Source organism: Leptothoe sp. ISB3NOV94-8A (assembly GCF_043421595.1).
GTDB lineage: Bacteria > Cyanobacteriota > Cyanobacteriia > Phormidesmidales > Phormidesmidaceae > Leptothoe > Leptothoe turfae.
Genome location: NZ_JAXSQW010000001.1, coordinates 6086501 through 6112673, shown reverse-complemented (window position 1 = coordinate 6112673; position 26173 = coordinate 6086501). Strand labels below are relative to the sequence as shown.

The following is a 26173-nucleotide window of genomic DNA, read 5'->3' as shown; positions in this document are numbered from 1 at the left end:
TTGCCATGAATCCTTTCGCAGTTAGTTTTGTTGAATTTCTGATTAAAGCGGTCCAAGTCTACTTTACCGCCGGCTTAATTTTCGCTGTTATTTTCTCCTTATTTGGTGTACAGCGTACCGACTCCGGAGCACAAGGATTTGCCCCATTCTTCCGGCTACTGATTATTCCAGGGGTCAGTATTTTTTGGCCCCTCTTTGCCCTACGTTTAGTGGGTGGAAAACAACATCCCATAGAGCAAACGGCACACCGACAGGCTGCGAAATTCACTCAGTAATTCATTTAGCGACTTATAAGAAAATACGGAGGTTTATGTGATTATTTCACGTCGAAAAATCCATTTATTCTCATCAATAGCTCTGGCAATTATGATGCCAATCATTTTCATTGCAGGGCTCCTATTTCGCCCTACCTACGCGACGGTCACCCCGGACACCGATCAATTACTCAGCCATACAAAAGAGCAAAAAATTGTTGTTCAGCCTTCAAAAAAGACTGGATCTGACCAAAATCCCATTGCTGCATTTTTAGAGCAGTAGGCAACAGGTATATGCTCTAACTGCTGATTTTTAAGCTTCAGTGTTGTGTGTACAGTACCCCGTGCTTACACCCGCCACCTATGTACCCAACCTTGCAATCTGACACACCGTTAACCGCACATTTAAGCAGTGATTTCGTCTTGCCATGAGTGTTTCCTATAAATCAATACAGTGGAACCGACAGAAGCTAATCTATGACGCTATCTTGTTAGGCACTGTTGGTCTATATGTTTATATCTTTCTCACTGTCGCCCATCATACAGGTACAAGCTTAGATACTAAAGGAATCCGGATTCGCGCCTATGGGTCTGCGGCATTTATTCTACTCAATGTCATCTTATCCATCGGCCCACTGACCCGATTAGACAAACGATTTTATCCTCTCTTGTTTAATCGACGCCACATGGGTGTCACCATGTTTTTTCTCGCGTTGATTCATGCCATTGGTCTCAATCTGCCAGTGCTGCCCTTCAAAGTTGATGGTGTGCTCACCTGGTATCACGATTTTGGCAACCTGGAGCCGCTGGTTAGTCTTTTTGTTAGCAATACTGAATATGGCGATTTTATTCGTTTTCCCTTTGAAACCCTTGGCGCTGTAGCCCTCGTTATTTTCTTTATTATGGCGGCCACCAGCCACGACTTCTGGCTCGTCAATCTAACAGCTCCCATTTGGAAGGCGCTACACATGGGGGTGTATTTGGCCTATGGTCTGGTGGTTAGCCATGTGATTTTAGGTCCTTTAGAAACAAATCAGCATCCCCTACTCACCCTTGGTGTAGGCATCAGTCTGGTGTGGATTGTTGGGTTACATTTATTCACGGCTTTAAGGGAAGCCAAACTAGATAAGCCGTTTACCGGTAGTACTAATGAAGCAGGGTTTGTGGATGTCGGCAGCCTTGATGAGATTCCAGAAAATCGAGCAAAAATTGTCACCTTAGCTGGGGAGCGAGTGGCCATCTTTAAATATGATGGCAAGCTCTCAGCTGTTTCTAATGTTTGCCAACATCAAAATGGTCCCTTAGGGGAAGGAAAAGTTGTCGATGGTTGTATTACTTGCCCCTGGCATGGCTATCAGTACTTACCGGCTGAGGGAGCATCACCACCGCCATTTACAGAAAAAATTCCCACCTTTGAGATCCGAGTCTTTGGCGATCGCATCTGGGTCGATCCCATCGCTAAACCACCCGGCACACATGTTGAGCCAGCGGTAATTGGTTAATTCCAATATTCTCTTTAGTTTCCCCTCAGTACAAAAGTTTGGACAATCCAATGGCTCAACGCGACGATTTTTATATTGGCTATGCGCCAATGCCACCCAGCGTGCGACGGTTATTGTTGTGGTTTATACCGGTATTGGTATTATGCGTCTTAGGGTTAGCGATCATTGCCCCCCCCCTTCACTTTGATCAAGCCAATCCTGGGCAAGTCATCAAAAAGTCTCAAGTATTCGAAGGTTTGTTGTTAGCAGAGCCGTCACCCCATCTGTTAGTTCCCAATTCTGAAGTACCGGATCAGCCGTTTAAGGTATATCCCTTATCAGGTCTTAGCAAAATGCTGCCCGGAGCAGCTGTAATGAAAAATGCAGGTAGCTGGGTCAAGTTAGAGGGTACGCTAGTCCGCCGTCCGCCCTATGAGATGGTGGCGGCCCGATCGGCAGAAACCATAGATATCCCTGCTGGAGCAGCGAGAGTAGAGGAGCAGACCGTGTCGCTAGGGGAGTTTGCGATCGCAGGCGAAATTGTCGATGGCAAATGTTATCCCGGCATTATGAAACCAGGCCGTACTAAAACCCACCGAGCCTGTGCTATCCGTTGCATCAGTGGTGGCGTCCCCCCAGTCTTTCGTTCTGAAAACAGCAGCGGCCAGTCATTGTACTTTATGCTCTCAGATCTTAAAGGTGAAGCCGTCAATAGTCGCGTACTCAACATGGTCGCCGATCCAATTAAAATTACGGGCGAAGTTATGCAATACGGCGATTCCTTTATTTTGAAAGCAGATCCAGCTACCTATGAGCGATTACCGGCATAAGCTTTAACTCAAATTTAGGTACAGCCAGAACATCAATCAACTTATCTGGTCTTACCATTGGATACCTACATCACCTTTTTTTCCTGGAGCTGACGCGCTGCTTAGTTGAGCAATACAAGGGTGCGATCTCAATATCCTACGCCTTGGTTATTTTAGGCAGAATAAAATCCTTTAAAGAGACCAAGACATGGCATAGGAAATAACGAAGCCTAACAATCTTTGATTGAGACTTTTGTCGGTTGTGTTCAACAGCCCAAGCATTAAATTGTTTAGAAAACGATTCAGTTTCAGCGTGCATTTCCTCAATTTGAGCCCTCATACTCTGAATCTGTGCCTGAAATTTGGCGTTGGAGTTCATTAATATGTTTCCTTAGTTCCGTATGACCATATCGCTGTTCATCAATGAGCACCTGAATCAGCTCTGAAAGTTCGGCAAATTGAGTTTCTTGACTTTTATCAATGGCATCCACCCATTGCAGCATCATCGTCTGAGCATCTTTTAGATCTTGGACAGCTGCTTTCAACTCCTTAATATCTTTCTTATCACTCATTGTCTTCGTCAACCTTATCCAAATGCTGTTGGACAGATTGAAGCTGTCGCTGAATGAGAATCTTGACCTTTTGGGTATAGCTCAAGGTTTGCCAGATGTCAGCATCAATCCCTGCCGCCTCAGGATAACGATCAATATCGGCAACAAGTTCGCCAATGTCTACCATTTGTCGCTCTCGTTTAGCTGGAGCCATAGGTTACTCTCACGTTGGAACTCAATATATTAATCATACAGCGACCAACCATGGTTGACAATGTTGACAATGTCAAATCCTGAAATTTATTCAACTAGAGCCAGGTAGGGCAGGCAATGCTCACTGACACTTTTGCAAGTCGCCTAACCCATCTGACTATCAAAATTTCAGCAAGCAGCAAGCATAGGGTGCGATCACACTGAGGTACAGATAGCGAACAAAATCCCCACTACACATCAACATGGGAAAAGCCATCCTGCATCATCGATGCTCCATCAAATGTGGCGAAATATTAACTGCCTTCGAAGCAGAACGAGCAGCAGGCATTGACCGATCTTGGGAGTTTATCGATCGCACTATTCTTCCAGGAGAGATGCAATTCATTCTCAAATCAGAAAGAGATGCAATTCATTCTCAAATCAGAAGCCGAAGCATTAAAAGCATGCCACAAGACAAAAAACACTGGAAGCGCCGAGGCCGAATGATAGTGTTTTGCTTTGATGTTTAGCCCAGTCAGGTATTCAGGGCAAATAGACCTGGTTGTAAAAGCAGTATAATTGCCTAGTTCTAAAATACTAGTAGCAATCATATAGAGCTGATTACCGATGGCTAAAACGGCATTGGAGCTAAGCCCAGAAGAGTGGAAAAAATATTCATTACCCAAACGGGCTATTACACCAGAGCTACAGGCCCATTGGGACAAAGCATGGAAATTGATTCCCGAGTTAGCAAAGCTGCTCCGTCAAGACTTTGGAGCGAAGCAGATTCAGGTATTTGGCTCAGCCATTAAGATTGACTACTTCTCAGTAGAATCAGACATAGATTTGGCAGCTTGGGGTATTCCAGTTGATAAGTTTTTCAAGGCCATCTTAGCCGTTGATGAATATGATCCTGCTTTTCGGGTAGATTTGGTAGATCCTGTATTTTGTTCCGAACGATTACTAAAAAGAATTGAAGAACAGGGCATTGATGTATGAACGAGCGGTTTATCTACCTCTCCAACAGAATTATTGATGAGCTAAACAAGATAGACCTAGCTACGCAACGTGCTTTCAGCGCATGGCAAGACTTTCAAAACTCTGGAAACGAGTTCTTTTTAGATAGTTATGGTAGAGCCTGTATTCGGGCAAGTCCGTGCAGAGCTGATGGCATTTACTGGTTTCCTTAAAGTCGTGGCAGAGCAGCAGCCGAATATCTAATCATTCTCAAATTAGAGGGTGACGCATCAAAAACAACGCCCCAAGACAAAAAACACTGGCAGCGTCTAGGACGAATGATAGTGTTTTGCTTTGAATTTATTTAGTAGATACTTGTTCTACCTCTTCCCTGCTAAGCTTTATGACTGCAAATCCGCCAGTGCTCCACGGGCCATATTGGCAATGGCTTTATCCGTTGCCTTAGGTAACTGATAATACTTACCGCCCGCTGTCTTTGCCAGTTCCTTACCAAAGCCGGTAGAAACAAACTTGCGCTCAGTATCAATAATCAACAGCTGAAAACCAGTCATACGAATACGTCCGGCAATGTCTAGCAGTTCTGCTTTAATGTCCGGCTTCTCGCCCTCTTCCATGGGTTCCCCTAAAGAACGAGCCAGGGGCACATTACCTCGACCATCAGTAATTGCAATAATCACCACATTGCCCGTATCACCAGACTGCTGTGCATTGGTGCCCACGCGCACGGCCTGACTGAGACCATGGGCCAGGGGAGAACCACCACCACAGGGCATTGTCTCCAACCGACGGCGGGCAGAAGTGATCGAACGAGTCGGTGGCAACAACACGTCTGCCTGCTCTCCTCGAAACGGAATCAGGGCTACCTGATCGCGGTTTTGGTACGCATCTGTCAGCAGACTCAGAACAGCTCCCTTTGCCGATTGCATACGATTGAGCGCCATAGAGCCAGAGGCATCCACAACAAAAATGATTAGCGAACCCGCCTTACGAGCCAATCGCTTCGCTCGAATATCACCCTGCTCAACAATCACCTTGCGCTCAGGTTGACGGGCACGACGTGCCTTTTGATAAGGGGCAGCCGCTCGCAACGTGGCATCAACGGCAATGCGCCGTACAGGGCCCTGGGGCAAAATCGGCTTAATATAGCGACCTCGATCTTCAGAGATCACAAGACTCTGTTTACCCGAGCTGCCTTGTCTACTCATGGATTCAGCAAACAACAGGAGAGATGGGTCTAGAACAACACCCTCAGGGTCAAACAAAAACTCTTCTGGAATACTCGGAGGAGACTCTTCTTGTTCTTCATCAGGTTCATCGTCGTCGTTATCATCCTCGTCCTCATTCTCTTGGGACTCGTCTTGATCGTCTTCTTGCTGATTTTCTGGCGGTGGGGGCGGTGGGGGCTGCTCATCTTCCGGTGGCGGCTGATCCATGTTCATGGCACGGGGAATAATCACTAGTTCCACCGCACGACGTAAATCATCCGCATTGATTTCAGTGCGACCGTCTAACGCAGCACTGGCCTTAGCCACCCGCACAGCAAAAAGTTCAGCACGATGGCCTTCTACACCACCGCGAATGGCTTCTGTCACCAGATACTGAACCTGGTCGGGAGTAATGACAACATCCTTAAGCCACTCGCGGGCCAAGATGATCTGGGTTTTAAGGTTGTCAATTTCTTCAATATACTCGGCTAAAAAGCCTTCTGGATCATCAGCGTAGTTAGTTGCCTGATCGGTGGCGTCCACCCGCTCTTCCATGGTCAGCGCCCGGTCGGCGGAGAGTGAGATCGCAATCCGGTCCAACAAATGCTGTCTCAACACCCCCTCTTCCGGGTTATAGGTCGCCACCAACAATGGTTTACAGGGATGCTGAAAACTAATACCCTCACGCTCAATCTGGTTACGCCCTTCCGTTAACGTCCCCAGCAGCAGGTTCGAAATCTGGTCGTCCAGAAGATTGACTTCATCAACGTAGAGAACGCCGCGATTGGCTTCAGCTAGCAAACCTGGCTGAAAGACCGATTCACCGGTTTGAATGGATTTTGCCACATCCACAGACCCTAGCAACCGATCCTCGGTTACCCCTAAGGGGATCTGAATAAAGGGAGCCGGAATAACTTTGGTGGGTAAATCATCTAGATTCGTGGGATCCCCATGATCGCCAAAACGATCAACGGTAGCATCGTCCCACTCACGCATATTGGTCGGGTCAGCATTGGCATAGGACCCATCGATGATCTCAATTGGGGGCAGCAGCTGGTGCAACCCTCTAGCCAACACAGACTTGGCTGTGCCGCGACGACCAGCAATGACCACACCGCCTAGCCCAGGATCCACCGCAGCCAATAGTAAAGCTAACTTAATTGCATCCTGGCCAACGACAGCCATCAGTGGAAATGTAGTGGGCGTATCCGCGAGGGCCTGCATCTTTTCTATCTACTCAACTTAATAGTTACTGTATCACTGCTTTTCAGCAATCGTGCCCACGAAAGTCGGCCACTTAGGAGGTGCAGGCTCAGATGTTCAGCCTTTAGAATTTGACTTACGCTGTTGCCAAGCTTATAAAAGGAACAATCTGTCCTTGCCTATCCGTACTCGACAGATTGATTCATCCCACCATGTAAGCAGCGCCAGACGATAAATCTCTGTGAGTTCCCGATGCCTGTTGCTGCCTGTAAACTACTGACCTATAAGGGCCAATACAGCACGTGCCAAATTAAGGTACCAGATATTGATGAAAAGTTGCCTGCCGTCAAAGTAAGTGGTCAATACTACAGCCGGTTTCGCCGGTTTGAAGACGCAGAGGCTGCCATGAATGCATTGGACAAACTGGCTCGAAATGGAGATGTGCTGGCATTAACCAAACAAAGCAAAGATAGCTACGTCATGTGGGCATTGGAACTAGAGGCCCAAGTTTTCAAAGGCCCTCGAAAGGATGGGCGACGCTGGCCAACGTGTGGGCCAGCCACATGCTTGATACTGGGAGACGCAAAACAATATAACCAGGGCTATATACAAGTCCCTGACCTGGCCGACCCCATGGTGGCTGTACAGTATGACGACCAATTTTATAGTGTCTATCGGCCAGGATTGGCAGCTGGTGAGGCACTCTATTTAGCGGCCCAACTAACAGGTCGAGGCAATGATAGTGCAATCGCATCTACGTCAAAAGGATACGCCGTTTGCATGCTAGAGCCAGAAGCAACAGCCCATACCCCAGAGTGAAGTAAGTATCTAAAAATAGAGTGTCGAATTCAATTTCAATAATTCAACACTCAATACTCAAATCTCACGACTCAATCCTTAACGTCGTCCTGGCAAAATAGGTTGCTCTACAGCATTACGGAAGCGCTGCACATCTTCGCTAAAGTCAATGGGTAAGACAGCGACCACGTTCTCGTGGGGACGAGGAATAATCACCCAAGTTTCTAGGACTCCACCGGGAGCATTTTCCGCAGCTTCCACCCCAGCTGCCATAGCCGCTTTGACTTCGGATACATCACCACGAATATTGATGCAGAAACGTGCACTACCTGCCCGAATGTAATTCACCAATGTGACTCGTCCTGCTTTCACCATCGCATCTGCGGCGGCTAGTACAGGGGGAAATCCCTTTGTTTCTAACGATCCTACTGCCTCAGGCATTGTCGCTCTCCTTAACTACGAGCCTAGATTGGCTTTGATTTTATAACTCCAACGTCTATTCTACGGGAGACACGGGGGCTTGAATAGCCACAACGGGTTGCGTTTGCTGAACAAACGTTTCAACCTTCGTAAAGTAGTCCGGCCCAGCCGTACTTGCCACATCGTTATGCCCTGCTTCGGGAACTAGCCACAGTGACTTGGGGGAGGGTGATGCAGCATAGAGTTGCTCTGACATCGCTGCTGCAGTTGTATCGTCTTCTAATCCATGGATATAGAAAACGGGTAGCTGCAGATGGGGCACTTTAGCAAGAGAATCAAACCGCTGGGTCAGAATCCAATTCACCGGCACCCAGTCATATTGCCCAGTTAATTGGACAGCCTGTAGCATTGAGCTAAAGGTACTTTGCACAATCAGCCCCGCCGCCGGGCGGTGGGTCGATAGTTCAATGGCAATGGCTCCTCCCAAGGAATGGCCAAATAGCCACAGCTGCTGGTTCGGGATCTGCCGAGTTTCTGTGAGATAGCGATAGGCTGCGATCGCATCCTCATATACCCGATCTTCATTGGGAAAGGGGCCAGGACTGAGACCATACCCGCGATAGTCCACCATGAGCACGTTAAACCCCATCAACTGATAGCGATGGGCTAGCCCTAAATTTGCACCAATATTCTCGCTATTACCATGGAGATACAGCAACGTCAGTGCGCGTGCAGACAACGTTCCTGGTAAACCAGGTAGCCACCACCCATGTAACCCGTTACCAGGAGAAGATCTTCCTTCTGGGCTAATCCAAACTTCTTCGTAAGCTAACTGTTCGTCTGCTGGCGTTTGGGTTAATACAGATGTGGGCGAAAAGATCAGCTTCGTTTGATAAAAGTACAACCCAACACAAAATGCACCATAAATACTGGCAGTAGCTAAGGCCAGTGCCAGTAGACCTTTATAAACCATCATTTACAGCATTACCCAGAAACTCAAATATTGACCACAACTACAAAGACCACTCTTCTTGTAGCGCCTCTAGCTGCCATACGCGGGTCTCGGTGATTGCCGCCAGACAAGCCTTAACATCTCCAGCTGATGGCAAATTAGCCTCATACTCACAGTGGGCATCACGATAATCCAGCCAGGAAAGCTGAACATCCGTCAATGCCTCCCCTGCATCACCATCGGCTAACGCCTGCACAGCCTGATAAACCTCATTAAGCTCGGCATCGGCTGCCGCAAAATCAGTCTCGGCAGTAATCGTCTGTCGCAGCTCAGCGATACGATTATCCGTTATTTGCTCCATACAGCTAGCTTGAATCAGAGGCGCAATTGAACCACCTGCAAAACGATCACTCTCAAACGTGCACTCGGCATCACGGAAGACAAGCCAACGTTCTTCCGCTCTAGTCAGCAAATCTTTTGAAGCCTCATTCAGACCTTGCTTCACCTCCTGATAGACATCATTGAGCGCCTTATCAGAAACGGCATAATTTTCAGCCGCGCACTGATTCATCTCCTGCTGGGTAGCCAATTGACCGCAGTCCTGTTTAGCTAAAGCTACCGGAGAAGCAGCAGGTGGCGGCGCAGCAGCCTCGTTGGACGAAGCAACCGGTGGCGTCACAGGCACCGGTTCAGCCGCTTCACCCTCGGTCGACTCGGCAGCAGATGAAGCCTCTTGATTAGTTGCTGTAGACGTATCATCAGCCCCATTGGTAGGCGCAGTCGTCTGCTCTGCGCGTCCGCAACTGACCAAAGCCAGGAGTAATGCTATAGAGACTAGTTTGGACAATAGTTTATAAGACGATTTATCCATGGTTTCACAACACCAGCTCGCACCATTGGAGTGTAACGCACCCGCTTTTAGCTATGGAAAATCTAAAGAATAATCAGGGTTTCTAGCGTAGAACAGACCAAAAGCTATAGGTTGAGCGCAAGCTTCTTAACGGTGGGCTGACGGCCCAATGATTCCTGATTATTTCCTATGCAAATCGTCGCCTACCTTTACACAGATCCTCGTCTGGAACCCCCAGTCGATGCCAACCTGTGGGGCTGGGAGGTTGATCGAATCTACAAAGACACTCCCTTTGCCCCACAGCGCCCTCAACTCCAGGAACTATTAACCCACATCCAAACTGAGGCACCGGCCTATCTGCTAATACGACATCTTGATGAATTAGGGGATTCCTTAACATCGGTCGCTGAAAATCTCACGCTCATCGAAACGGCAGGAACGGTGGTGATTGCCACAGAACAGGACTATCAGACAGCCGCAGCTGGCACAACTCACCCGCAGCTACCCATAGTCCTCGCTCAAGTACAAGCCAATCAACGCCAACGCCGTATTCGCCAAGGGCATGCGGCCAAACGGCTAAAGGCCCTGCCACCGCCAGGCAAAGCCCCCTATGGCTACCGCCGTGGCAAGCAAGGCTACATCATTGACCGAGCCACTGCGCCGATACTAAAAGCCTTCTTTGAACAGTTTTTGTTATACGGTTCTCTGCGAGGCGCAGTGCGTCATATCGCGAAGCAATATGGTAAAAAAGTATCCGCCTCCACTGGGCGACGCTGGCTAGAACATCCCATCTATAGAGGTCACACCCGCTATGGTGATGGCGGCATCATCCTCAATACCCACCGTCCTCTTTTAGATGCCACCGAAGCAGCCCAGATCGATCGCCTACTACGTCGAAATAGTGCATTACCGTCTAAAACAGCGAGTGCGCCGCGTTCTTTAGCGGGTCTAGTTAGCTGTCAACAGTGCCAGGCAAAATTTACAGTGAGTCGGGTCAGTGCACCCCGGCGCGCTAAAGACTACACCTATATGCGGGTGACCACCTGCCCAGAGAAATGTAAAGCTCTACCCTACGAAGAGCTGCTAGCTCAGACAATTCAGACTATTTGCCACGACCTGCCTAAGGCGGTGGCTCAGCTCTCTATGCCAGACCAAAGTCCTAAAAATGCGCTAGAGGTTGCGATCTCAACACAAGAAGCCATCCTCAACCAGTTGCCTCAGCTAGTAACCGACGGCATATTAGACCAGACAACAGCTGATCTACGGGCCTATAGCGTGCGCACCAAAGTTGCCCAACTTACTCAGCAACTGGCCCAATTACCCCCAGTCAATCTTAAGGAACTCACTCAAGCGGTTAGCATCCCTCAATTCTGGGAAGATCTCTCAGAACCAGAACGCCGCTTTTTCTTTCGCGAATTCATCCGTGACATACAGGTTATCCGTTCAGGAAACAGCTGGACACTTCAGGTATTATTTGCCTTCTAGTCAACAACTAAAGTTGTTGACTAGAAGGCAAATAAAAAGAGCACCTAAGCACCATGGCGAGATAGACATACAGACATTGCATGGACATCTCTCTAAACGATTGCGCAAACAAAGCAAGTATATTAGCGGATGCATACTGAGAGAAAGACACGACGAGGCCTGTAAGATCCGCAAAAATCCTGAGGACAACACCACAACAATAATTAATCCTTGCTGGAAATTCTATAAAAGTCTCCTTAAAAGCTACGAGATGGCTCAAATCTTCATACACAACATGCGTATTCATCCGCATTTCGACAACATTTTTAGGCATTAAATTTGACATACAAGGGTCAAGAACTAAGTCACAAGACGTCAACAAAACAATCATGAATCAATTCAATATCCGTGCTGCACTAGGCATGGCAGTCATAGTGAGTGCGATAGGAGCAGCACCCACCTATGCCTTCACCCTAACAGGGGCATCAGCAAGCTTCGACAACGCACGATTAGTAAACGGCAAAACTGTTGGTAGAGCGGCTAACAACAGTGATTTTGCCGACTATGAGCAAGCGGCTTTTACTAAAGACTCAGATAACTATGTTGAGTTTTTTGATTACAACGGGGTCAACCAAGTGCGTTGGGGCGATCCTGTCTATGACTACTACAGCTACTCCAAAACACAAGAAGCAGGTCATCGAAAAATATCGGACTATGGGTCCTACCGCACCAGCAACGGTTATCAATATTATGGATCCCATAAAGACCGAACAGCTCAAAAAAGTGGTCTTGGTTTCGCGGGTGTCAGCAATGTTGATTTAGGTGTAGGTGAGATTTTCAATCTTGGTACTCTCAAGCACTACAACAACACAATTTGGTCAGATGGTCGCATCGCAGAGAAAACCGATTTCAGCCTAAAATTAGGCTTTGGCGACACTGGTCTAGGTGACCAGACCTTCAACTTCGCCCTTAACATTGATGAGACTAGCAATAATCCTAATAATCATGCGGGCGGCCAATGCCCATATCAAACCACTGGCTCTGGCTGTTCTGATAAAATCACCTGGGATTTTGCCATTGACTCTGAAAGTAGCTTTGAGTTTGAAGGTGAAGAATACACCCTTGAGCTAGTAGGCTTTAACGACACGCCTAACTTCGATGCTGGCGGAGTAACAGACTTTATCTCCCAAGAGAATGGCACTAGTCAGGCTAGTCTGTTTGCTCGCATCGTTAAAGTAGACGACCCTGATAATCCTGATGAGCCCACCGCTGTGCCTGAGCCAGGAGCGCTGCTAGGAATAGGCGCATTGGGATTGCTCTTGCATAATACCCGCCGCCGCCAAAAAGAGGCTGCTATTGCTGAGGCTTAACAAAGCCCCAATCGCCACTGGCAAACGTCTCTGCAACAGAGCAAAAACCCCAGACCTAAGAACTTTTTGTTTCTCAGGTCTGGGGTTTTCTTAGCTATGGCAATCTGTTCTTGCTTATCCTTGTGAGGGTTCATCCAGCATCAAAGGATACCAAGGCTCACGATCATTTAACTGCCAAATAGAAATTACTAGAGCGCTGGCCACTGCCAACCAAATCACCATGGGCAATAGCAGCTGGCCTGCCAAGGGCACAACTTGCCAGTAACTCACGGTAACGACAACAGACGAAACCAACGGTCCAAGAATAACCACAGGCACCGCCAAGCCCAGACGCCCTTCCACCGTGAAGACTGTATTCCAGGTATCTCCCAAGGCTAAATGGATAATAAAAATAGCTAGGGGCCATGTTAAGTAGGTCTGGCCTAAAGCTTGCCACACTAGATAAGAGGACACCACCCGTAAGACACCAATGCTCATCCAAATAATCGGAAACGCCAGGGGAGGAGGAGCCCAGCCAGGACGTTTGACATTACTGTAGGTGGTGCGAGTTCGTGCATTGTTCAAAGGGGAAAACAGACGGGACCGAATGGCTAGCACAATAAAAAATGCGATCGCAGCTCCCACTTTGACCGTTTCAGACCATGCCTGGGTCAGTTGCTGTAATCCCCACAAACTGATGATCATCAGTCCAATTTGCGCCAGGGTGCCAACGACATATCTCCCTAAAGCAGACCAGTCAGCTTGACGCCCCTCTGCGGCTGGCAGCTGCGTTGCATCGTCTAGACGCACACCCATGATGGCATTCACCATCGACTCCACCTTGCCAAACAGGTTCGTTTTTTCCGCCATAGTCGCTGCTAAGTTACTCCCATTACTATCTATCATGATTGCCGCTACTATTTGGGGAAAGAGCAACCCAACCAAAAACGGCAGTTCATGGCAAATGTTCGGTTTGAGCGCGTTACTAAACAGTATGACAACGGCTTCGTCGCGGTTAAGGATCTAAATTTAGAAATTTGCGATCGCGAATTCTTAGTCCTTGTGGGGCCTTCAGGCTGTGGCAAAACCACCTCTCTGCGCATGTTAGCAGGGCTGGAAAGTATCAGCAGTGGTAACTTATACATCGATGAACGCCGGGTCAATGACTTACCGCCCAAGGATCGAGACATCGCCATGGTGTTCCAGTCCTATGCCTTATACCCCCATATGAGCGTGTTTGATAACATGGCGTTTAGCCTCGAACTTCAGGGCGTGCCTAAGGCAGATATTCGTAAGCGGGTGCAGCAGGCAGCTCAGCAACTGGGTATTGATAGCTTACTCGAGCGCAAACCCAAACAACTGTCCGGTGGTCAACGCCAGCGAGTGGCCGTGGGTCGTGCCATTGTGCGTAACCCATCAGCTTTCCTAATGGATGAGCCCCTATCTAATTTAGATGCCAAACTACGGGTACAGGCTCGAGCAGAGCTGAATAAACTTCACAAACGATTGGGCACCACATTTATCTACGTTACCCATGATCAAGTAGAAGCCATGACCATGGGAAGTCGTATTGCCATTATGAATCAAGGCATTCTACAGCAGGTGGATACGCCCCAAACAATCTATGAAAAGCCTAACAACATTTTTGTAGCAGGATTTCTGGGCAGTCCATCAATGAATTTCTTGGATGCCACCCTTAGACGCCATGACGACAACTTATTAATTAAAACTGATAGTTTTAGCTTACCACTGTCAAGAAACAACGACACTATCCACCCTTACATCGACCGCTCAGTTACTCTTGGTATTCGTCCAGAAAGCATTTACCACCCTGACTATTTGCCTCCTGGCATTACACCTGTAGACATTCAAGCTGAGGTATCCGTGGTTGAACTTATGGGGCATGAATTAATTGTTTACGCCACCTTAACCGATGGTAGCGAGATTGTTTCCCGCCTCGATCCAAGAGCCGTTATTGTGCCAGGGGAAATCATTACCCTACAGCTCGATCAAAATCGCATCCACCTCTTTGATAACGAAACAGAACAAACAATTTAGCGGACATTTGACTGTCAGCACAGGCTCGGTCAGCCACCTCCTCAAAACAACAGTGTCTATTTTTGTTTTTTCCACAACCGTAATTTATCCAATCTAGAAGGTATAACTTGATCACTAAAATGTGTAGTTTTCTGCACATTTTTTTGCGTAAGAATACTAAGATATAAAGTAATGAATACCTAACCTACGCAATTTAACTAGCTCTAATAAAGAGTCCGTGAACTGAAGTGGTCAATTTAGTTCTAAGATGTGAATATTAATCAAGGTTAATACAAGCGTAATCAGCCGCCAACTACCATGTCCCCTGACGGTCTTTCGATTAGCTATTCCCAACCGACCTTGGCTACAAGGCAAGATGCTATTGAGCAAGCGGTTGCGAATCTAATGCAGCACGCCCAGCATCTACGAATCAAAAAACTCTTGTTTAGCGTTTGTTATGGGACGTGGGAAAACGAGGCTGCCGTACTAAGCAGTGTTCCGATGAGTTCGTTGGTATCAATTTTGTTGGGACGCTACTCTACCCTGCAACAATGCCGCAACAGTCTCTACCAAAAAGCAAATAACCTGAATCGTAAAAAGGTTTACATTGCGATTGCAAACGTTATTTTATACTATCTGCGCAACGTATTTCTTCCCCAAACACCACTCTCCCCATCTACGGATCAACAAGCTGATAATCTAGCCGCCTCGGTACAATCACGGGCTAAATCGGATCTTTACCAGCCTGTAATCAATGAACTCAAAAAATCAGATAATTTAGGCGTTATTAAGACGTTTCTGGGGTATCTAGGACAGTCCCCTGGGAACATCGCTGACACAGCTAGTACTGATTTACTGAGTCTTGTGCAGTTGGCCCATCGCCAAGCACCAACGCCTTTAGAACTAAAGCAGCGTTTATTGGGGATCTTAAAGCATCAGAGGCATCTGCCCTCTTTTACTCACTCGCAGATAGTAGCCCGACAAATTTTAAGGGCATTTCGCTCTCTTTACGTCACTGGACCTGCACCAGTGGTCACCACACCTGATAGCCTCACCACGTTGGAGCAAGCCCTCTCCAGTAAATGTGATCCCGACAAAGTCCGAGTACTGCTTTATTCCATTCTTTACGGCCCCTATGCAGACAGCCCGCTACAACGGCAAATCTTGCAAGCCAAAACACTACGCGATCTTTTAGAGGAAACGTTTGACTACTGCCCGACCTACGGTGACTTTGAAAGCAAGCTGACAATCCTGGCCCACTGTTTGGAAACATCCGATGGCCTGAATCGAGCCCTCAAGGTCATGCTGGTCTCGTTATACCGCTATTACACTAAGGACAAAAAGCTATCGGTATAAAATAGCTTGCTTGTTTATTAGTGGGCCTATTATTCAGCAGGTGTCCGCTTGCCGAGTAGCTTTTCTCGTAGATGCTTGATGCGATCGCGAAACTTAGCCGCTTCTTCAAAGTCCAGCTCCTTGGCAGCCGCTTTCATTTGCTTCTCCAGCTGACTAATGAGTTCCGGGATATCTTCCAGGGCAAGATCGTCACTATGCTCATAAACTTCTTCCAATTCTTGGGCATTGAGACGCCGTGATACCTCCAAAAACGAGAGAATAGCGTTGCTCTTCCGTCGAATAATGGGCTTTGGCACAATGCCATGTTTTTCGTTGTAAGCCTTTTGAATTGCCCGTCTACGCTCAGTTTCGTCAATGGCCCTAGCCATACTGCCAGTCAGATTATCAGCATAGAGAATCGCCTGCCCCTGAACGTGTCTGGCGGCTCGACCCATGGTCTGAATCAGGGATCGCTCCGCCCGTAGAAACCCCTCTTTATCCGCATCTAAAATTGCTACCAACGAGACTTCAGGTAAGTCCAACCCTTCCCTTAGTAGGTTTACTCCCACTAACACATCAAAGTTACCGTTACGCAAATCTTGAATAATCTCAATCCGCTCAATAGAGTGAATCTCAGAATGTAAGTAACGGACTCTCACCCCATGTTCGTCAAAATACTCAGTGAGATCTTCTGCCATCCGTTTGGTCAACGTAGTCACTAGGGTGCGCTCACCCCGCTGAGCCCGATCCTGAATCTCTCCTAATAGGTCATCGACCTGCCCTGTAGTGGGTCGTACAAAAATCTCAGGGTCTAACACCCCAGTAGGACGAATAATCTGCTCCACAACCCGTTGTTCAGAGATTTCCAGCTCCCACTCACCCGGTGTAGCAGATACAAAAATACAGTTTTTGACCTTTTGCCAAAATTCTTCTGCTTTCAGAGGGCGATTATCAGCAGCGCTGGGTAACCGAAATCCATGATCGATTAAGACTTTCTTACGAGCCTGATCACCGTTGTACATCCCCCGCAACTGAGGAATCGTAACGTGGGACTCATCAATCACCAACAGCCAATCTTCAGGAAAGTAGTCCAAAAGACATTCGGGGGGATCTCCTGCGTGGCGTCCGGCTAGATGGCGAGAATAGTTTTCGACGCCATTGCAGTAACCCACCTCCCGCAGCATCTCCAGGTCATATTTAGTGCGTTGCTCTAGACGCTGAGCTTCGAGTAGTTTGCCTTCTTTTTCTAGCAACTCCAGCTGCTCTCTGAGTTCTTCTTGAATGCCGTTACACGCTGCTTCTAACTTATCGTCCGGGGTCACAAAGTGGCGAGCCGGATATATGTTGAGGGCTTCCATACTCTGAATTGTCGCCCCAGTCACCGGGTCTACATAGCGAATGGCATCAATTTCATCGCCGAAGAACTCCACTCGGATAATGCGATCCTCGTAGGCCGGACCAATTTCTAACACATCGCCTTTCACGCGAAATCGTCCTCGACCTAAGTCGATGTCGTTGCGCGTATATTGCACAGAGGCCAAATCCCGCAGTACCTGCCGCTGGTTTATTTCCATGCCTACCCGCAGCGGGATCGATGCCTTTAGATATTCTGTCGGGATTCCTAAACCATAGATACAGCTGATGGAGGCCACCACAATCACATCCCGCCGTTCAAATAGAGAACGGGTGGCAGAGTGTCGCAGCATATCGATTTCTTCGTTAATCGATGCGGTTTTGGCAATGTAAGTATCTGTAACCGGGATATAGGCCTCAGGCTGATAGTAATCGTAATAACTGATGAAATACTCAACGGCATTGTCTGGGAAAAATTCCCGCAGCTCGTTACAGAGCTGTGCTGCCAGCGTTTTATTGTGAGCTAGAACCAGGGTGGGGCGTCCTATGGTATCAATGACCCGAGCAACCGTGTGAGTCTTCCCGGTACCGGTCGCTCCCAATAGAGTTTGATATTGACCTCCAGCCTCTAAGTAGCTAATTAAACCTTCAATTGCTTTGGGTTGGTCACCCTTGGGTTCAAAGGGAGCTTGAATATCGAAGTCATTCATGGGCGGCTGGCGCTAAGAAGGCACGTACTTCACTGAAACCATCAACACAAAGGTAGACTTTACGATCTTAAAAGTAATGTCTAAAATTCGCACAGCTGTTTTTAGCCATCATCTACCGCAATGGCTTATACCATGACAGTTTCACAGGTGGGGTTCTACGTCTTTACCATTTTCCAGAACCGCTACCCTAGGAAAGACAGGGCCGATCCTAGTCGACCCGATTAGACACACTTGATAGCTCACCGTGGGGGTATCTATGAAAATCTGGCGTTGGGGATGTATTGGCCTAGTAGTTGCAATCAGTGCCTGCGGTCCTGGCGAACAAGCGACCGCTCCAGACAGCCCTGGTCCAAATGGCGCAGACGTGACCACCACCGCAGCTGCAACCGCCGCCTGCGATCCCATGGAGAGTCAGGTACCGCTACAGGCTGCCACTGAAGTAGACCTACCCTTCGAGCGCTTTGACTTTCGACCAACTGAGGTAGAAGCTACTGAGTCAACACTGATCTTTAGGGGAAGGCGCTATGGGTTTACGTTTTGTAAACGCGATCGCACCTGGGGCGTAGAGGCCCTGGAAGTTGCCCCACCTGTGGAGGAAGACTACGCTGAATATTTCGAATCCCTGGGTGATCCAGACTATGAAACCATAGCCAGCCAAGAGCAAAGTTATCAAGCACGGGTCCGCCTTGACGCCTCCTGGGTTGAAGGATCGGAAACCCTTGAGAATGATCTAGAACAGGTAATTTTTGAACTGATCAAACCCGGGGATAGCGAGCCTACGGCTCAAGTCCTATATACCAACACTGACATCATTGAACGTGAACTAGGGGCAACGGCGGGTGTGCCAACCATCACTCAAACCCTAGTGACCGATGATGCTCTGTGGTGGTCCATTGGATTTGAGCAAGGTGAGGGAGCCAGTGGCATTGCTACAGTGGTGCAATATCAGCTTGATCAGGATGAAATTGTCCTCTGGCAACCATCTGAACTCGGAAATGCTCAAATTACCGATCTGGCCCTGACAACGGCAGACGATGAGGCCACCCTCTGGTTGGGTACCCAATACTCAGGGGAGGGCAATCCATTTCTCCCAGCCAAAGGCTTGGTAGCATTCCGTCCAGCAGACAATACAGTGAAGACGTATACCGTTGAGAACAGTCCGCTCATTGGAGCCATCCCCACTCGACTCTGGGCTGAAGAAGCAACATTATGGGTGGCCACCGCTAATGGCGTATGTGAAATAGACTGGACAGCGATTGATACGAATGATAGTTGGGCCTGCTGGCGCTTTATAGCCAGGACTGATATCCCAACCGATCAGGATTTGTATGCCAGTCTGCTAGCTAAAACACCTATGGAACAGCTAGATGGTACAACAACGGTAGAGGTGCTGTGGTTAGCAGACACTGACATCAGCACCCCCGAATCTTCAGTGCGATACGAAATTAGCTACGAACCAGGCATTACCACTGAAATCAGCCAAGGTGCCGACTATTATATGGGTCCAGAAGAGAATCCGGACGATGGATATTTTTGGTGGCCAGGTCAGGACTGGAGCTGGAATGGAGAACGCTTTGTGCGTCCATGGGATCAGGTCGCTGTGAATTATGTGGGTGGTGGTCCCCAGGGGATTGGCCCCACTGAATATGAGAGTTTTGTTGCCGATTGGCAAGCAATGCGGGGGGAGTTTGAATTATTGACCCTGACGCCTGACGTTACAGAAATCATCTATTACTCTGCCTGGATTGACGGAGAAGATCTGGAACCTTGGGTAACAGTGACTGAGGCGGCGAATGCTCCCCTTGATACTGCAAATCCGACGGATGTGGTACTGACAGATTTGAAAAAGGCGGCGCAGAGTAATTAGCAAAGATCTTACGAAATCCGAATTCATTAACCCCCGCTTAAAAGTGAATAACCCTGTAGGGGTACTCCCTTGTGGATACCCTTCGATATCGGGGGCAGGTAACCAGGATTTTGCATTATTATCGTTGGTTAATCTGATTTCTCATGCTCAAAATTCATCATCTCTATGTTGTATTTGCATAGGCATGAGAATCTCGTATACATCAATGTTTTATGATGAGCAACAACGTCTCAACAGATGTGCCATCATGCCGGGGCATTAGTCTTGGCATGGTGTTTTAACTCACCCCCATGAGAGATAGCAATGTTTTAGAGGTAGACTCTACAACATCCTAAGTGATAGCCGCAAAGAGCTGAGACCATTCGATGGCAGGCGGTCGTGGCCCCTGATTAATGATTTCGAAAGTTTGCTGCTCAGTGACGGGATGCTGCAAGCACTCAACACAGACAGCAGCCACATCTTTGCGGCTGGTCTGGCCAAGCAATCGATCTCCAACCCCTAAAACCACACCTTGTTTTCCACCAGTGGAAGCCTTGATCAGGGTATTGAGATCGTAGGAGGTGTAAGGACCATCAATCAGTCGGCCTGGACGGATAATGGTGTAGCGACAGCTTGAACCACGCAGGGCAGCTTCGGCAGCTGTTTTAGCATCTAAGACACCATACGTATTGAGCAGGCTGAAGGGAAACTCTTCTTTACGCTCCACACCTAGGGAAGAGACTAGAACAAAGCGCTGTACCGCACTCTTCTTAGCAACCTCAATCAGGTTTTGTACACCCTGGCCATCGGCAATTTCTGGAGAGTTTTTTGTATGGCGCTGGCGATAGTCAGTATCAAGAAAAATACGTCCCCACGCTAAGAACTGCTCCAGGGGCTGGGCAGGTAAATCCACCTGCCATTTATCTGAAGGAAACGCCGTTGTGCCACTGCAACAGAGGATGGCATCGATTCTGTCCAAGGCAGCCGTTAACGTATCGAGCAATCGCAAGTCTGCCTGCACCAGGTCTACCCGATCGCCAAATAGTGAACGGGCTTTGACAACATTGCGGGTTAAGGCCCTAACCTCGTAGCCCTGACCCAGGGCATAGGCTACGGCTAACTGACCGACCCCACCGGTAGCACCGGTGACCAAAATTCGCTGCATACTCGGTACTGAGATCGCAATAAACTCCTTCCCTCTCAGTTAACCTTAAAACAGCAGCACCACTCAATCAAAGGTGGCTAGACCCAATCCAGCCGATTAAAATTTAGGGACCCCCCTAAGGACCACCCTTAGGCCCCCCTAAGGACCATCTGCCCCCACATTGCTATGCCTCAACTTCGTCAAACTTGGGATAACCAGCATTTCTTCAAAGGTACCGACGATCCCCAGATTGCAACCGCTATCGCTGAGATTAGGGACAACGTTGGGCAAATCTCCATGGCCTGTGCCCCGTTTGCAGAATACATTGACAGTGCGGAAACACTTCCTGAACCAGAGTTTGACACCCTGCTTGGCTTATTACGCGGCATTCACCAAACCCGCACAGAGTTGAACAAACAGCTGGGCAATGTGCGCACTTACATCACGACGGCCCTGAGCGTAGATGCCCAGGACACCCATGCCAGCGCCATCATGCCCACACTGCAGCAGATCAGCGCAGAGGTGAGCCAGGCACTCACCCCCATGCAGGTGTTTCTCAATCGGGTTCGCTCTGAATTTGTGGCAGCTGTGGTCGCGGATCCGGTCTTAGTAGAAATGGCTTTTTTACTGGTGCATCAACGCAAACTCAGAGATCAACTGCTCAGTGTTGCAGAAGAGAATTTAATTACAGGCCTGGCGGTAAACGGTCTGCATACCTGGGGCAATCTCTACACAGAGCTGGCGGGTACCCTTAAATGCACAGTTAACGGAGAGACCATGGGTCTGGCAAAAGCCGCTAATTTGCAAAGTGACCCCAACCGAGAAACTCGACAGGCCGCCTGGAACGCGATCCGTAACGCTTGGACTGGCCATCAACAAACTGCATCCACCATTCTCAACGCCATCAACGGCTGGCGACTAGAAGAAACGCAAAAACGGGCTCAGGTGCGTGAACTCCATTACCTAGACCGCAGCTGTCATCAAAGCCGTATTGAGCGGGCTACTCTAGATGCGTTGATGGCAACCACCTATCAGCAACGTTCCATTGGGCAACGCGCTCTGAAGGCCATGGCACAGGTGCTCAACATTCCCCAGATGGCACCGTGGGATTTACAAGCCCCAGCGCCTACCATTGGCGAGCCCAAAACAATTTCATTTGACGCAGCCATTACATTGATTGCCGATGCGTTTCGACAACTAACCCCAGAAATGGGCGACTTTGCCGTGATGATGGCTGAGCAGGGCTGGATTGATGGGAAACCTACCCCCAACCGAGCCACTGGAGCTTACTGTACTCGGTTTTCCGACCCCCGTGAACCGCGTATCTTTATGTCCTATGCGGGCACGATGACCAATGTCATCACCCTGGCCCATGAACTGGGTCATGCCTGGCATAACTGGGTCATGCGTGATCTGCCCCCCATGCAAACCTATTACTCCATGACCTTGGCGGAAACTGCCAGTATCTTTGCTGAGACCTTAGTGCGTGATGCTCTGCTACAGCAAGCTGAAACACCAGCTCAAAAGTTAGAGATTCTCTGGCAAAATGCCCAAAGTGCAGCGGTCTTTTTGCTAAATATTCCAGCTCGGTTTGAGTTTGAGAAACGACTGGTTGAAGCACGGAAACAGGGTGTTGCGATCGCGCCTGCACTCAAGACCATGATGGCTGATAGCTGGCAACTTTGGTACGAAGACAGTCTTTCAGACTATGACGACATGTTTTGGGCTACTAAGCTACATTTCTCTATTTCTCAACTGGGCTTTTACAACTATCCTTACCTATTTGGCTATCTCTTTAGCCTCGGCATTTATGCCCAGCAAGACAACTATGGAGCCGATTTTAACACCCTCTATACTCAAATTTTACGAGACACTGGCAGCATGACAGCAGAAGAGTTAGTAACTCAGCACCTACAGCAAGACATCTCACAATCTCAGTTTTGGAAAGCCAGTCTGAGCATTGTTGAAAAGAGTGTTGCCTCATTTGAACAATTGGTTGACAACTGATGCCGTTGTGCTCGCCAGAATTTCTTGTGGAGACTATCCCGATGAACGTGCCTAATGGCGCTAACCTAGTGAAGCACTTCCGCGCATCTGGCATATAGGGCAGATTCACCATGGTCACCAGCACGTCCCTCGACTGGATTTTTTTTGACTGTTTCAATACCCTGATCGACGATTTTGATACCTCTGGCTATGAAGCAGGGTTAGCACCCATGTATCAGGTGCCAGTGACAGCCGGGCTCTATACAGACATTGAAGATGTACGGGCTGATTACCACCGCTGGCGGTTAGAGTATATTGCTGGCAAACCCCATGAGCAAACCTTACAGGAGCGGTTTCGCAATCTATTGGCAGTCTATCGCCCTGAGGCAGATACGGCGCTAGTTGACCAAGTGCTCGCAGAAATGGAAGTTCAGTTTATGGAGTGCTTTCCCGCTACACTCAGACTACCTGCTGGCGTAGAAAGCATGCTGCAACGCTGGCAAGACCAGGTGTCCATGGGGGTAATCTCTAACTTTTTCTTAGCAGATTGGCCTGGCAAAATGCTGGAGCGCTATGGCCTGAACGTATATTTTCAGTTTGTACTGGACAGTGCCGAATGTGGCAAGCGCAAACCGAGCGATACCATCTACCAAATGGCTCTAGAAGCAGCCGGAAATCCAGCCCCTGAGAGAGTATTGTTTATTGGCGATCATTTAACCAATGATGCGATCGCACCTCAGCGGTTGGGAATGCGATCCATTTACTTTGATCGCTCGGCTGAACGCGCCTCGTCATCGGCTGCACCAGCTGACATCAAAGCCATCACTCACTGGGATCAATTTATACCTTACCCTTAATAGAACGCAGGAAAACCATTATTCATGCAATGTGGCAAAAAAATACGACTAAGGTATAAGGCTAAGTCTGACACATCTTGCTATGGGCGAGGGCAATCTACATAGAGGCACCCTAGAGAAAGATAAATGTAGCGAAAAATGCCACCGTGTAATTAAGGTGTTTTTTAAATAAAAATAAAACTTAAATTATTTTCGTCATAGATAATTAAAGCACTAGCCAGATATTAACCGTCTTTATTATGAGCCAAATCCCGCAGGCCGCAGTCATTATTACTAACCAATAAAATTAATCATACAAAGTTAAATGCCTCTTAAACTCTCTAGGATCGCCAGTGTAATTCTGTCTGCAGTGATGATATCGGCTCCATTGACTGGGGTTGGTCGTCAAGTAGCCAAGGCTGACACCACAGCTTCACCTGCGACTAATGAGGTTAAACCCAAAGCACCAGAGGACAAGGCATCACAGACAAAGCCAGAGCAAAAATCATCGGCAACCGCTGAGATTAGTCCCAAAACTCCAAAGAGCAAGCCATCAAAGCCAGAGCAGCCTCAATCATCTGCGACAACCAAGACGTCAAGAAACTCAACCTCGCCAGCTCCCATTGAACCCTTTATCCAAGCTGATGCTGTGGCGTTAGGACAGTGGTTAGTCACCAAAACCGTAAAAAACCTGGTAGACAACCCCGCAGATAGTGCCGCTAAGCCAGCAACACAACCTAAAAAACCAGCAGGTTGGCCCAGTCCACCGAACAGAACCGCATCTGCTGCCAAACCACAGCCCGCTGCCCAACCGCAAACACCGACTCTACCAAAAGTCGCGGTGCGCGCACTACCCCCTGAACCCTCTAGCAATCCCACAATTGATAACTACACAGAAATGCGAGTCGCTTTGACGAAGCAGGCTCCTGATGTGTCAATCGCTGCATCCGAAGGGGGGGTGCTCGTGAGCACCAACGGCGAACTTGTGGAAAATGTATCAGCGGGTATTAGCTATCAAATCAGTGCTGACGAGCGAGGGCTATTTGTAAATGGCCAACCGGCCCCAACAGCCCTCTGGGTTGAACCAGATAATGGTTATGTAGCGGTTGGCAATCGGTGGTATCGCGGACGCTTACTGCTGTTATGGCAAAACGGCGGAGTCATGGCTGTAAATTACGTCATGCTTCAGGAGTATTTATACAGCGTAGTTGGAGCTGAAATGTCTGCCAGTTGGTCTTTAGAAGCCTTAAAGGCCCAGGCCGTTGCAGCGCGTTCCTATGCCATCGTACACACCGTTCGCCACCAGCGAAGAACCTACGACTTGGATGATACGCAACGGTATCAAGCTTATAAAGGTATTGCCACGGAAGCTAGCTCCACCCAGCAGGCCGTCCATGAAACATCCGGAGAATTTATTAGCTATGGCGGTGGTGTGGTGGAGTCATTATACGCGGCTAATCAAGATATTGTTGACGATGCCCATAGTGGGTACGGGATGAGTCAAACCGGAGCCCTAGATTTGGCAGAACAGGGCTATCGCTATTATGAAATCTTGTCTGCATACTATCCTGACACATCGGTAGGACGCATTGACATTGGTGAGTAGGGTCACTCACTGCTTAAGAGACTTTGACGCTCTTACGTGCCAGGTTACAGGTTAGATTTTGCCCTTCGATCACCACCGGCCCTAGCACGGTATGGACAAGTAGCCGAGTAGCATCAGCTTTAATTACTGACTGTAGATTAGCCGGAACCTTAGGTCTCTGGAGGGGTTCCGAGTGATTAGCCACCAATTCATCATGATAGGGATATTTGCTAGCCACTAATGTGTCCTTGGCATGGCGTTTTCGGACATTGACACGCAGTCGCTGTCTTTGCGCATTACGATCTAGCCACACCACAGTATCTGCCAGGGACAGGATTTGTTCTCCGCGCCAGGTTTTGACATAGATCGTCCCGGTATCACACAGCATGTGTTTAACCGGATACCATTGCTTGTGGCACAGCAGCAGAATATCCATCAGCTGCATACTACGATGGTTGACCCACCACGTTTTCCAAAAAACAGACGCTGCCTCACAGTGAATCTGATACCCTGCTGGCACACTATGGTGATCATACTGAGCAAACGTTGCCTTAGACGAGCGCGCCTGTTCCAGACTGAGCGGAATAAACCCTGCTTCAAGGGCAAACTGATGGAGCAACGCCCAATAATCAGAACTTAAACGGATGACAATATGGGGACACTTAGTCGTGAATCGCCCTTTGGCTAATAGCACTCCTTGGGTGGTGAGCAACTGAATCTCATCCAAAGCCTTCTCTACACGTAGCTCGCGATTGGCTAAAAGAGATTCTTCTCCCCTCAGAAATGTTTTAATCAGAGCACTATTATCTATGGCGATTTTCATGAACAGTTTTAT

24 protein-coding genes are annotated in these 26173 nt (G+C 48.4%); 14 read left to right on the top strand and 10 right to left on the bottom strand.

Features of this window, described 5'->3' with window-relative positions:
* The first annotated feature begins 5 nt into the window (after positions 1–5).
* From SPB21_RS26235 to SPB21_RS26220, 4 genes are all read left to right on the top strand, one after another.
* Positions 6–275 carry a hypothetical protein gene (locus tag SPB21_RS26235; protein ID WP_163697391.1) on the top strand — a complete coding sequence of 90 codons (270 nt, stop codon included), beginning with the start codon at positions 6–8 and terminating at the stop codon, positions 273–275.
* Between the two features lie 91 nt (positions 276–366).
* Positions 367–537 (top strand): hypothetical protein, encoded by a 171-nt coding sequence (locus tag SPB21_RS26230; protein WP_163697393.1) that lies wholly within the window; start codon positions 367–369, stop codon positions 535–537.
* A 145-nt stretch (positions 538–682) separates the two neighbouring features.
* Positions 683–1756, top strand: a complete 1074-nt coding sequence (locus SPB21_RS26225; protein ID WP_163660930.1) for a Rieske 2Fe-2S domain-containing protein — start codon at positions 683–685, stop codon at positions 1754–1756.
* 50 nt (positions 1757–1806) lie between these two features.
* A complete protein-coding gene (locus tag SPB21_RS26220; RefSeq protein ID WP_499868057.1) occupies positions 1807–2565 on the top strand; it encodes a hypothetical protein in 759 nt (252 codons plus the stop codon).
* A 302-nt stretch (positions 2566–2867) separates the two neighbouring features.
* Here SPB21_RS26220 and SPB21_RS26215 read toward each other — a convergent pair whose 3' ends face one another.
* Positions 2868–3116, bottom strand: a complete 249-nt coding sequence (locus SPB21_RS26215; RefSeq protein WP_163660934.1) for a hypothetical protein — start codon at positions 3114–3116, stop codon at positions 2868–2870.
* On the bottom strand, positions 3109–3309 hold the full coding sequence (locus SPB21_RS26210; protein WP_163660936.1) for a hypothetical protein: 201 nt from the start codon (positions 3307–3309) through the stop codon (positions 3109–3111). Before SPB21_RS26210 ends, SPB21_RS26215 begins: the two co-directional genes overlap by 8 nt.
* A gap of 605 nt (positions 3310–3914) precedes the next feature.
* Between SPB21_RS26210 and SPB21_RS26205 the strand changes: the two genes are divergently transcribed.
* Complete coding sequence (locus SPB21_RS26205) at positions 3915–4286, top strand: nucleotidyltransferase family protein (RefSeq protein WP_163660940.1); 372 nt, start codon at positions 3915–3917, stop codon at positions 4284–4286.
* Between the two features lie 359 nt (positions 4287–4645).
* On the opposite strand, the gene bchD is transcribed toward SPB21_RS26205, so the two are convergent.
* On the bottom strand, positions 4646–6694 hold the full coding sequence (bchD, locus tag SPB21_RS26200; protein WP_499868056.1) for a magnesium chelatase ATPase subunit D: 2049 nt from the start codon (positions 6692–6694) through the stop codon (positions 4646–4648).
* A 231-nt stretch (positions 6695–6925) separates the two neighbouring features.
* Here bchD and SPB21_RS26195 point away from each other — a divergent pair, with 231 nt between their 5' ends.
* Positions 6926–7492, top strand: coding sequence for a hypothetical protein (locus SPB21_RS26195; protein ID WP_499868055.1), 567 nt, complete (start codon positions 6926–6928; stop codon positions 7490–7492).
* 78 nt (positions 7493–7570) lie between these two features.
* Here SPB21_RS26195 and SPB21_RS26190 read toward each other — a convergent pair whose 3' ends face one another.
* Genes SPB21_RS26190 through SPB21_RS26180 form a run of 3 tightly spaced genes read right to left on the bottom strand, consistent with a single transcriptional unit; the run spans position 7571 to position 9714 of the window.
* Entirely contained in the window at positions 7571–7912 is a 342-nt protein-coding gene (locus tag SPB21_RS26190) for a carbon dioxide-concentrating mechanism protein CcmK (protein ID WP_006517410.1), read from the bottom strand.
* A 55-nt stretch (positions 7913–7967) separates the two neighbouring features.
* Positions 7968–8867 carry an alpha/beta hydrolase gene (locus SPB21_RS26185; RefSeq protein ID WP_250565667.1) on the bottom strand — a complete coding sequence of 300 codons (900 nt, stop codon included), beginning with the start codon at positions 8865–8867 and terminating at the stop codon, positions 7968–7970.
* A gap of 37 nt (positions 8868–8904) precedes the next feature.
* Positions 8905–9714, bottom strand: coding sequence for a lysozyme inhibitor LprI family protein (locus tag SPB21_RS26180; RefSeq protein ID WP_499868054.1), 810 nt, complete (start codon positions 9712–9714; stop codon positions 8905–8907).
* A 168-nt stretch (positions 9715–9882) separates the two neighbouring features.
* On the opposite strand from SPB21_RS26180, the gene SPB21_RS26175 reads away from it, so the two are divergent.
* Together SPB21_RS26175 and SPB21_RS26170 are read left to right on the top strand one after the other, a co-directional pair.
* The gene (locus SPB21_RS26175; protein ID WP_163660949.1) at positions 9883–11178 is read left to right on the top strand and encodes a recombinase family protein; all 1296 of its coding nucleotides are present in this window, start codon (positions 9883–9885) and stop codon (positions 11176–11178) included.
* A gap of 368 nt (positions 11179–11546) precedes the next feature.
* Positions 11547–12527 carry a choice-of-anchor K domain-containing protein gene (locus tag SPB21_RS26170; RefSeq protein WP_499868053.1) on the top strand — a complete coding sequence of 327 codons (981 nt, stop codon included), beginning with the start codon at positions 11547–11549 and terminating at the stop codon, positions 12525–12527.
* A 114-nt stretch (positions 12528–12641) separates the two neighbouring features.
* Here the strand turns inward: SPB21_RS26170 and SPB21_RS26165 are convergent, their stop codons facing one another.
* A complete protein-coding gene (locus SPB21_RS26165) occupies positions 12642–13376 on the bottom strand; it encodes a tryptophan-rich sensory protein (RefSeq protein ID WP_163703430.1) in 735 nt (244 codons plus the stop codon).
* 87 nt (positions 13377–13463) lie between these two features.
* Here SPB21_RS26165 and SPB21_RS26160 point away from each other — a divergent pair, with 87 nt between their 5' ends.
* Positions 13464–14564 carry an ABC transporter ATP-binding protein gene (locus SPB21_RS26160; RefSeq protein WP_163660953.1) on the top strand — a complete coding sequence of 367 codons (1101 nt, stop codon included), beginning with the start codon at positions 13464–13466 and terminating at the stop codon, positions 14562–14564.
* A gap of 297 nt (positions 14565–14861) precedes the next feature.
* On the top strand, positions 14862–15899 hold the full coding sequence (locus tag SPB21_RS26155) for a hypothetical protein (protein ID WP_499868052.1): 1038 nt from the start codon (positions 14862–14864) through the stop codon (positions 15897–15899).
* A 29-nt stretch (positions 15900–15928) separates the two neighbouring features.
* Here the strand turns inward: SPB21_RS26155 and uvrB are convergent, their stop codons facing one another.
* Positions 15929–17941 (bottom strand): excinuclease ABC subunit UvrB, encoded by a 2013-nt coding sequence (gene uvrB, locus SPB21_RS26150; protein ID WP_499059621.1) that lies wholly within the window; start codon positions 17939–17941, stop codon positions 15929–15931.
* Positions 17942–18197: 256 nt separating this feature from the next.
* Between uvrB and SPB21_RS26145 the strand changes: the two genes are divergently transcribed.
* On the top strand, positions 18198–19808 hold the full coding sequence (locus SPB21_RS26145) for a hypothetical protein (RefSeq protein WP_499868051.1): 1611 nt from the start codon (positions 18198–18200) through the stop codon (positions 19806–19808).
* A 331-nt stretch (positions 19809–20139) separates the two neighbouring features.
* Here the strand turns inward: SPB21_RS26145 and SPB21_RS26140 are convergent, their stop codons facing one another.
* Entirely contained in the window at positions 20140–20952 is an 813-nt protein-coding gene (locus SPB21_RS26140) for an SDR family oxidoreductase (protein WP_499868050.1), read from the bottom strand.
* Positions 20953–21117: 165 nt separating this feature from the next.
* On the opposite strand from SPB21_RS26140, the gene SPB21_RS26135 reads away from it, so the two are divergent.
* The 3 genes from SPB21_RS26135 (at position 21118) to SPB21_RS26125 (ending at position 25359) form a co-directional block, all read left to right on the top strand.
* Positions 21118–22938 (top strand): M3 family oligoendopeptidase, encoded by a 1821-nt coding sequence (locus SPB21_RS26135; protein ID WP_499868049.1) that lies wholly within the window; start codon positions 21118–21120, stop codon positions 22936–22938.
* A 110-nt stretch (positions 22939–23048) separates the two neighbouring features.
* Complete coding sequence (locus tag SPB21_RS26130; RefSeq protein WP_163660965.1) at positions 23049–23774, top strand: HAD family hydrolase; 726 nt, start codon at positions 23049–23051, stop codon at positions 23772–23774.
* A gap of 304 nt (positions 23775–24078) precedes the next feature.
* Positions 24079–25359 carry a SpoIID/LytB domain-containing protein gene (locus tag SPB21_RS26125; RefSeq protein ID WP_163697411.1) on the top strand — a complete coding sequence of 427 codons (1281 nt, stop codon included), beginning with the start codon at positions 24079–24081 and terminating at the stop codon, positions 25357–25359.
* 13 nt (positions 25360–25372) lie between these two features.
* Here SPB21_RS26125 and SPB21_RS26120 read toward each other — a convergent pair whose 3' ends face one another.
* Positions 25373–26161, bottom strand: coding sequence for a hypothetical protein (locus SPB21_RS26120; RefSeq protein ID WP_499868048.1), 789 nt, complete (start codon positions 26159–26161; stop codon positions 25373–25375).
* Positions 26162–26173: the final 12 nt, after the last annotated feature.

What these genes read in the sequence shown, in the direction of transcription:
- SPB21_RS26235 (WP_163697391.1), top strand. Translation starts at nt 6, where the DNA reads ATGAATCCTTTCGCAGTTAGTTTTGTTGAATTTCTGATTAAAGCGGTC.
- SPB21_RS26230 (WP_163697393.1), top strand. Translation starts at nt 367, where the DNA reads ATGATGCCAATCATTTTCATTGCAGGGCTCCTATTTCGCCCTACCTAC.
- SPB21_RS26225 (WP_163660930.1), top strand. Translation starts at nt 683, where the DNA reads ATGAGTGTTTCCTATAAATCAATACAGTGGAACCGACAGAAGCTAATC.
- SPB21_RS26220 (WP_499868057.1), top strand. Translation starts at nt 1,807, where the DNA reads ATGGCTCAACGCGACGATTTTTATATTGGCTATGCGCCAATGCCACCC.
- SPB21_RS26215 (WP_163660934.1), bottom strand. Translation starts at nt 3,116, where the DNA reads ATGAGTGATAAGAAAGATATTAAGGAGTTGAAAGCAGCTGTCCAAGAT.
- SPB21_RS26210 (WP_163660936.1), bottom strand. Translation starts at nt 3,309, where the DNA reads ATGGCTCCAGCTAAACGAGAGCGACAAATGGTAGACATTGGCGAACTT.
- SPB21_RS26205 (WP_163660940.1), top strand. Translation starts at nt 3,915, where the DNA reads ATGGCTAAAACGGCATTGGAGCTAAGCCCAGAAGAGTGGAAAAAATAT.
- bchD (WP_499868056.1), bottom strand. Translation starts at nt 6,694, where the DNA reads ATGCAGGCCCTCGCGGATACGCCCACTACATTTCCACTGATGGCTGTC.
- SPB21_RS26195 (WP_499868055.1), top strand. Translation starts at nt 6,926, where the DNA reads ATGCCTGTTGCTGCCTGTAAACTACTGACCTATAAGGGCCAATACAGC.
- SPB21_RS26190 (WP_006517410.1), bottom strand. Translation starts at nt 7,912, where the DNA reads ATGCCTGAGGCAGTAGGATCGTTAGAAACAAAGGGATTTCCCCCTGTA.
- SPB21_RS26185 (WP_250565667.1), bottom strand. Translation starts at nt 8,867, where the DNA reads ATGATGGTTTATAAAGGTCTACTGGCACTGGCCTTAGCTACTGCCAGT.
- SPB21_RS26180 (WP_499868054.1), bottom strand. Translation starts at nt 9,714, where the DNA reads ATGGATAAATCGTCTTATAAACTATTGTCCAAACTAGTCTCTATAGCA.
- SPB21_RS26175 (WP_163660949.1), top strand. Translation starts at nt 9,883, where the DNA reads ATGCAAATCGTCGCCTACCTTTACACAGATCCTCGTCTGGAACCCCCA.
- SPB21_RS26170 (WP_499868053.1), top strand. Translation starts at nt 11,547, where the DNA reads ATGAATCAATTCAATATCCGTGCTGCACTAGGCATGGCAGTCATAGTG.
- SPB21_RS26165 (WP_163703430.1), bottom strand. Translation starts at nt 13,376, where the DNA reads ATGGCGGAAAAAACGAACCTGTTTGGCAAGGTGGAGTCGATGGTGAAT.
- SPB21_RS26160 (WP_163660953.1), top strand. Translation starts at nt 13,464, where the DNA reads ATGGCAAATGTTCGGTTTGAGCGCGTTACTAAACAGTATGACAACGGC.
- SPB21_RS26155 (WP_499868052.1), top strand. Translation starts at nt 14,862, where the DNA reads ATGTCCCCTGACGGTCTTTCGATTAGCTATTCCCAACCGACCTTGGCT.
- uvrB (WP_499059621.1), bottom strand. Translation starts at nt 17,941, where the DNA reads ATGAATGACTTCGATATTCAAGCTCCCTTTGAACCCAAGGGTGACCAA.
- SPB21_RS26145 (WP_499868051.1), top strand. Translation starts at nt 18,198, where the DNA reads ATGAAAATCTGGCGTTGGGGATGTATTGGCCTAGTAGTTGCAATCAGT.
- SPB21_RS26140 (WP_499868050.1), bottom strand. Translation starts at nt 20,952, where the DNA reads ATGCAGCGAATTTTGGTCACCGGTGCTACCGGTGGGGTCGGTCAGTTA.
- SPB21_RS26135 (WP_499868049.1), top strand. Translation starts at nt 21,118, where the DNA reads ATGCCTCAACTTCGTCAAACTTGGGATAACCAGCATTTCTTCAAAGGT.
- SPB21_RS26130 (WP_163660965.1), top strand. Translation starts at nt 23,049, where the DNA reads ATGGTCACCAGCACGTCCCTCGACTGGATTTTTTTTGACTGTTTCAAT.
- SPB21_RS26125 (WP_163697411.1), top strand. Translation starts at nt 24,079, where the DNA reads ATGCCTCTTAAACTCTCTAGGATCGCCAGTGTAATTCTGTCTGCAGTG.
- SPB21_RS26120 (WP_499868048.1), bottom strand. Translation starts at nt 26,161, where the DNA reads ATGAAAATCGCCATAGATAATAGTGCTCTGATTAAAACATTTCTGAGG.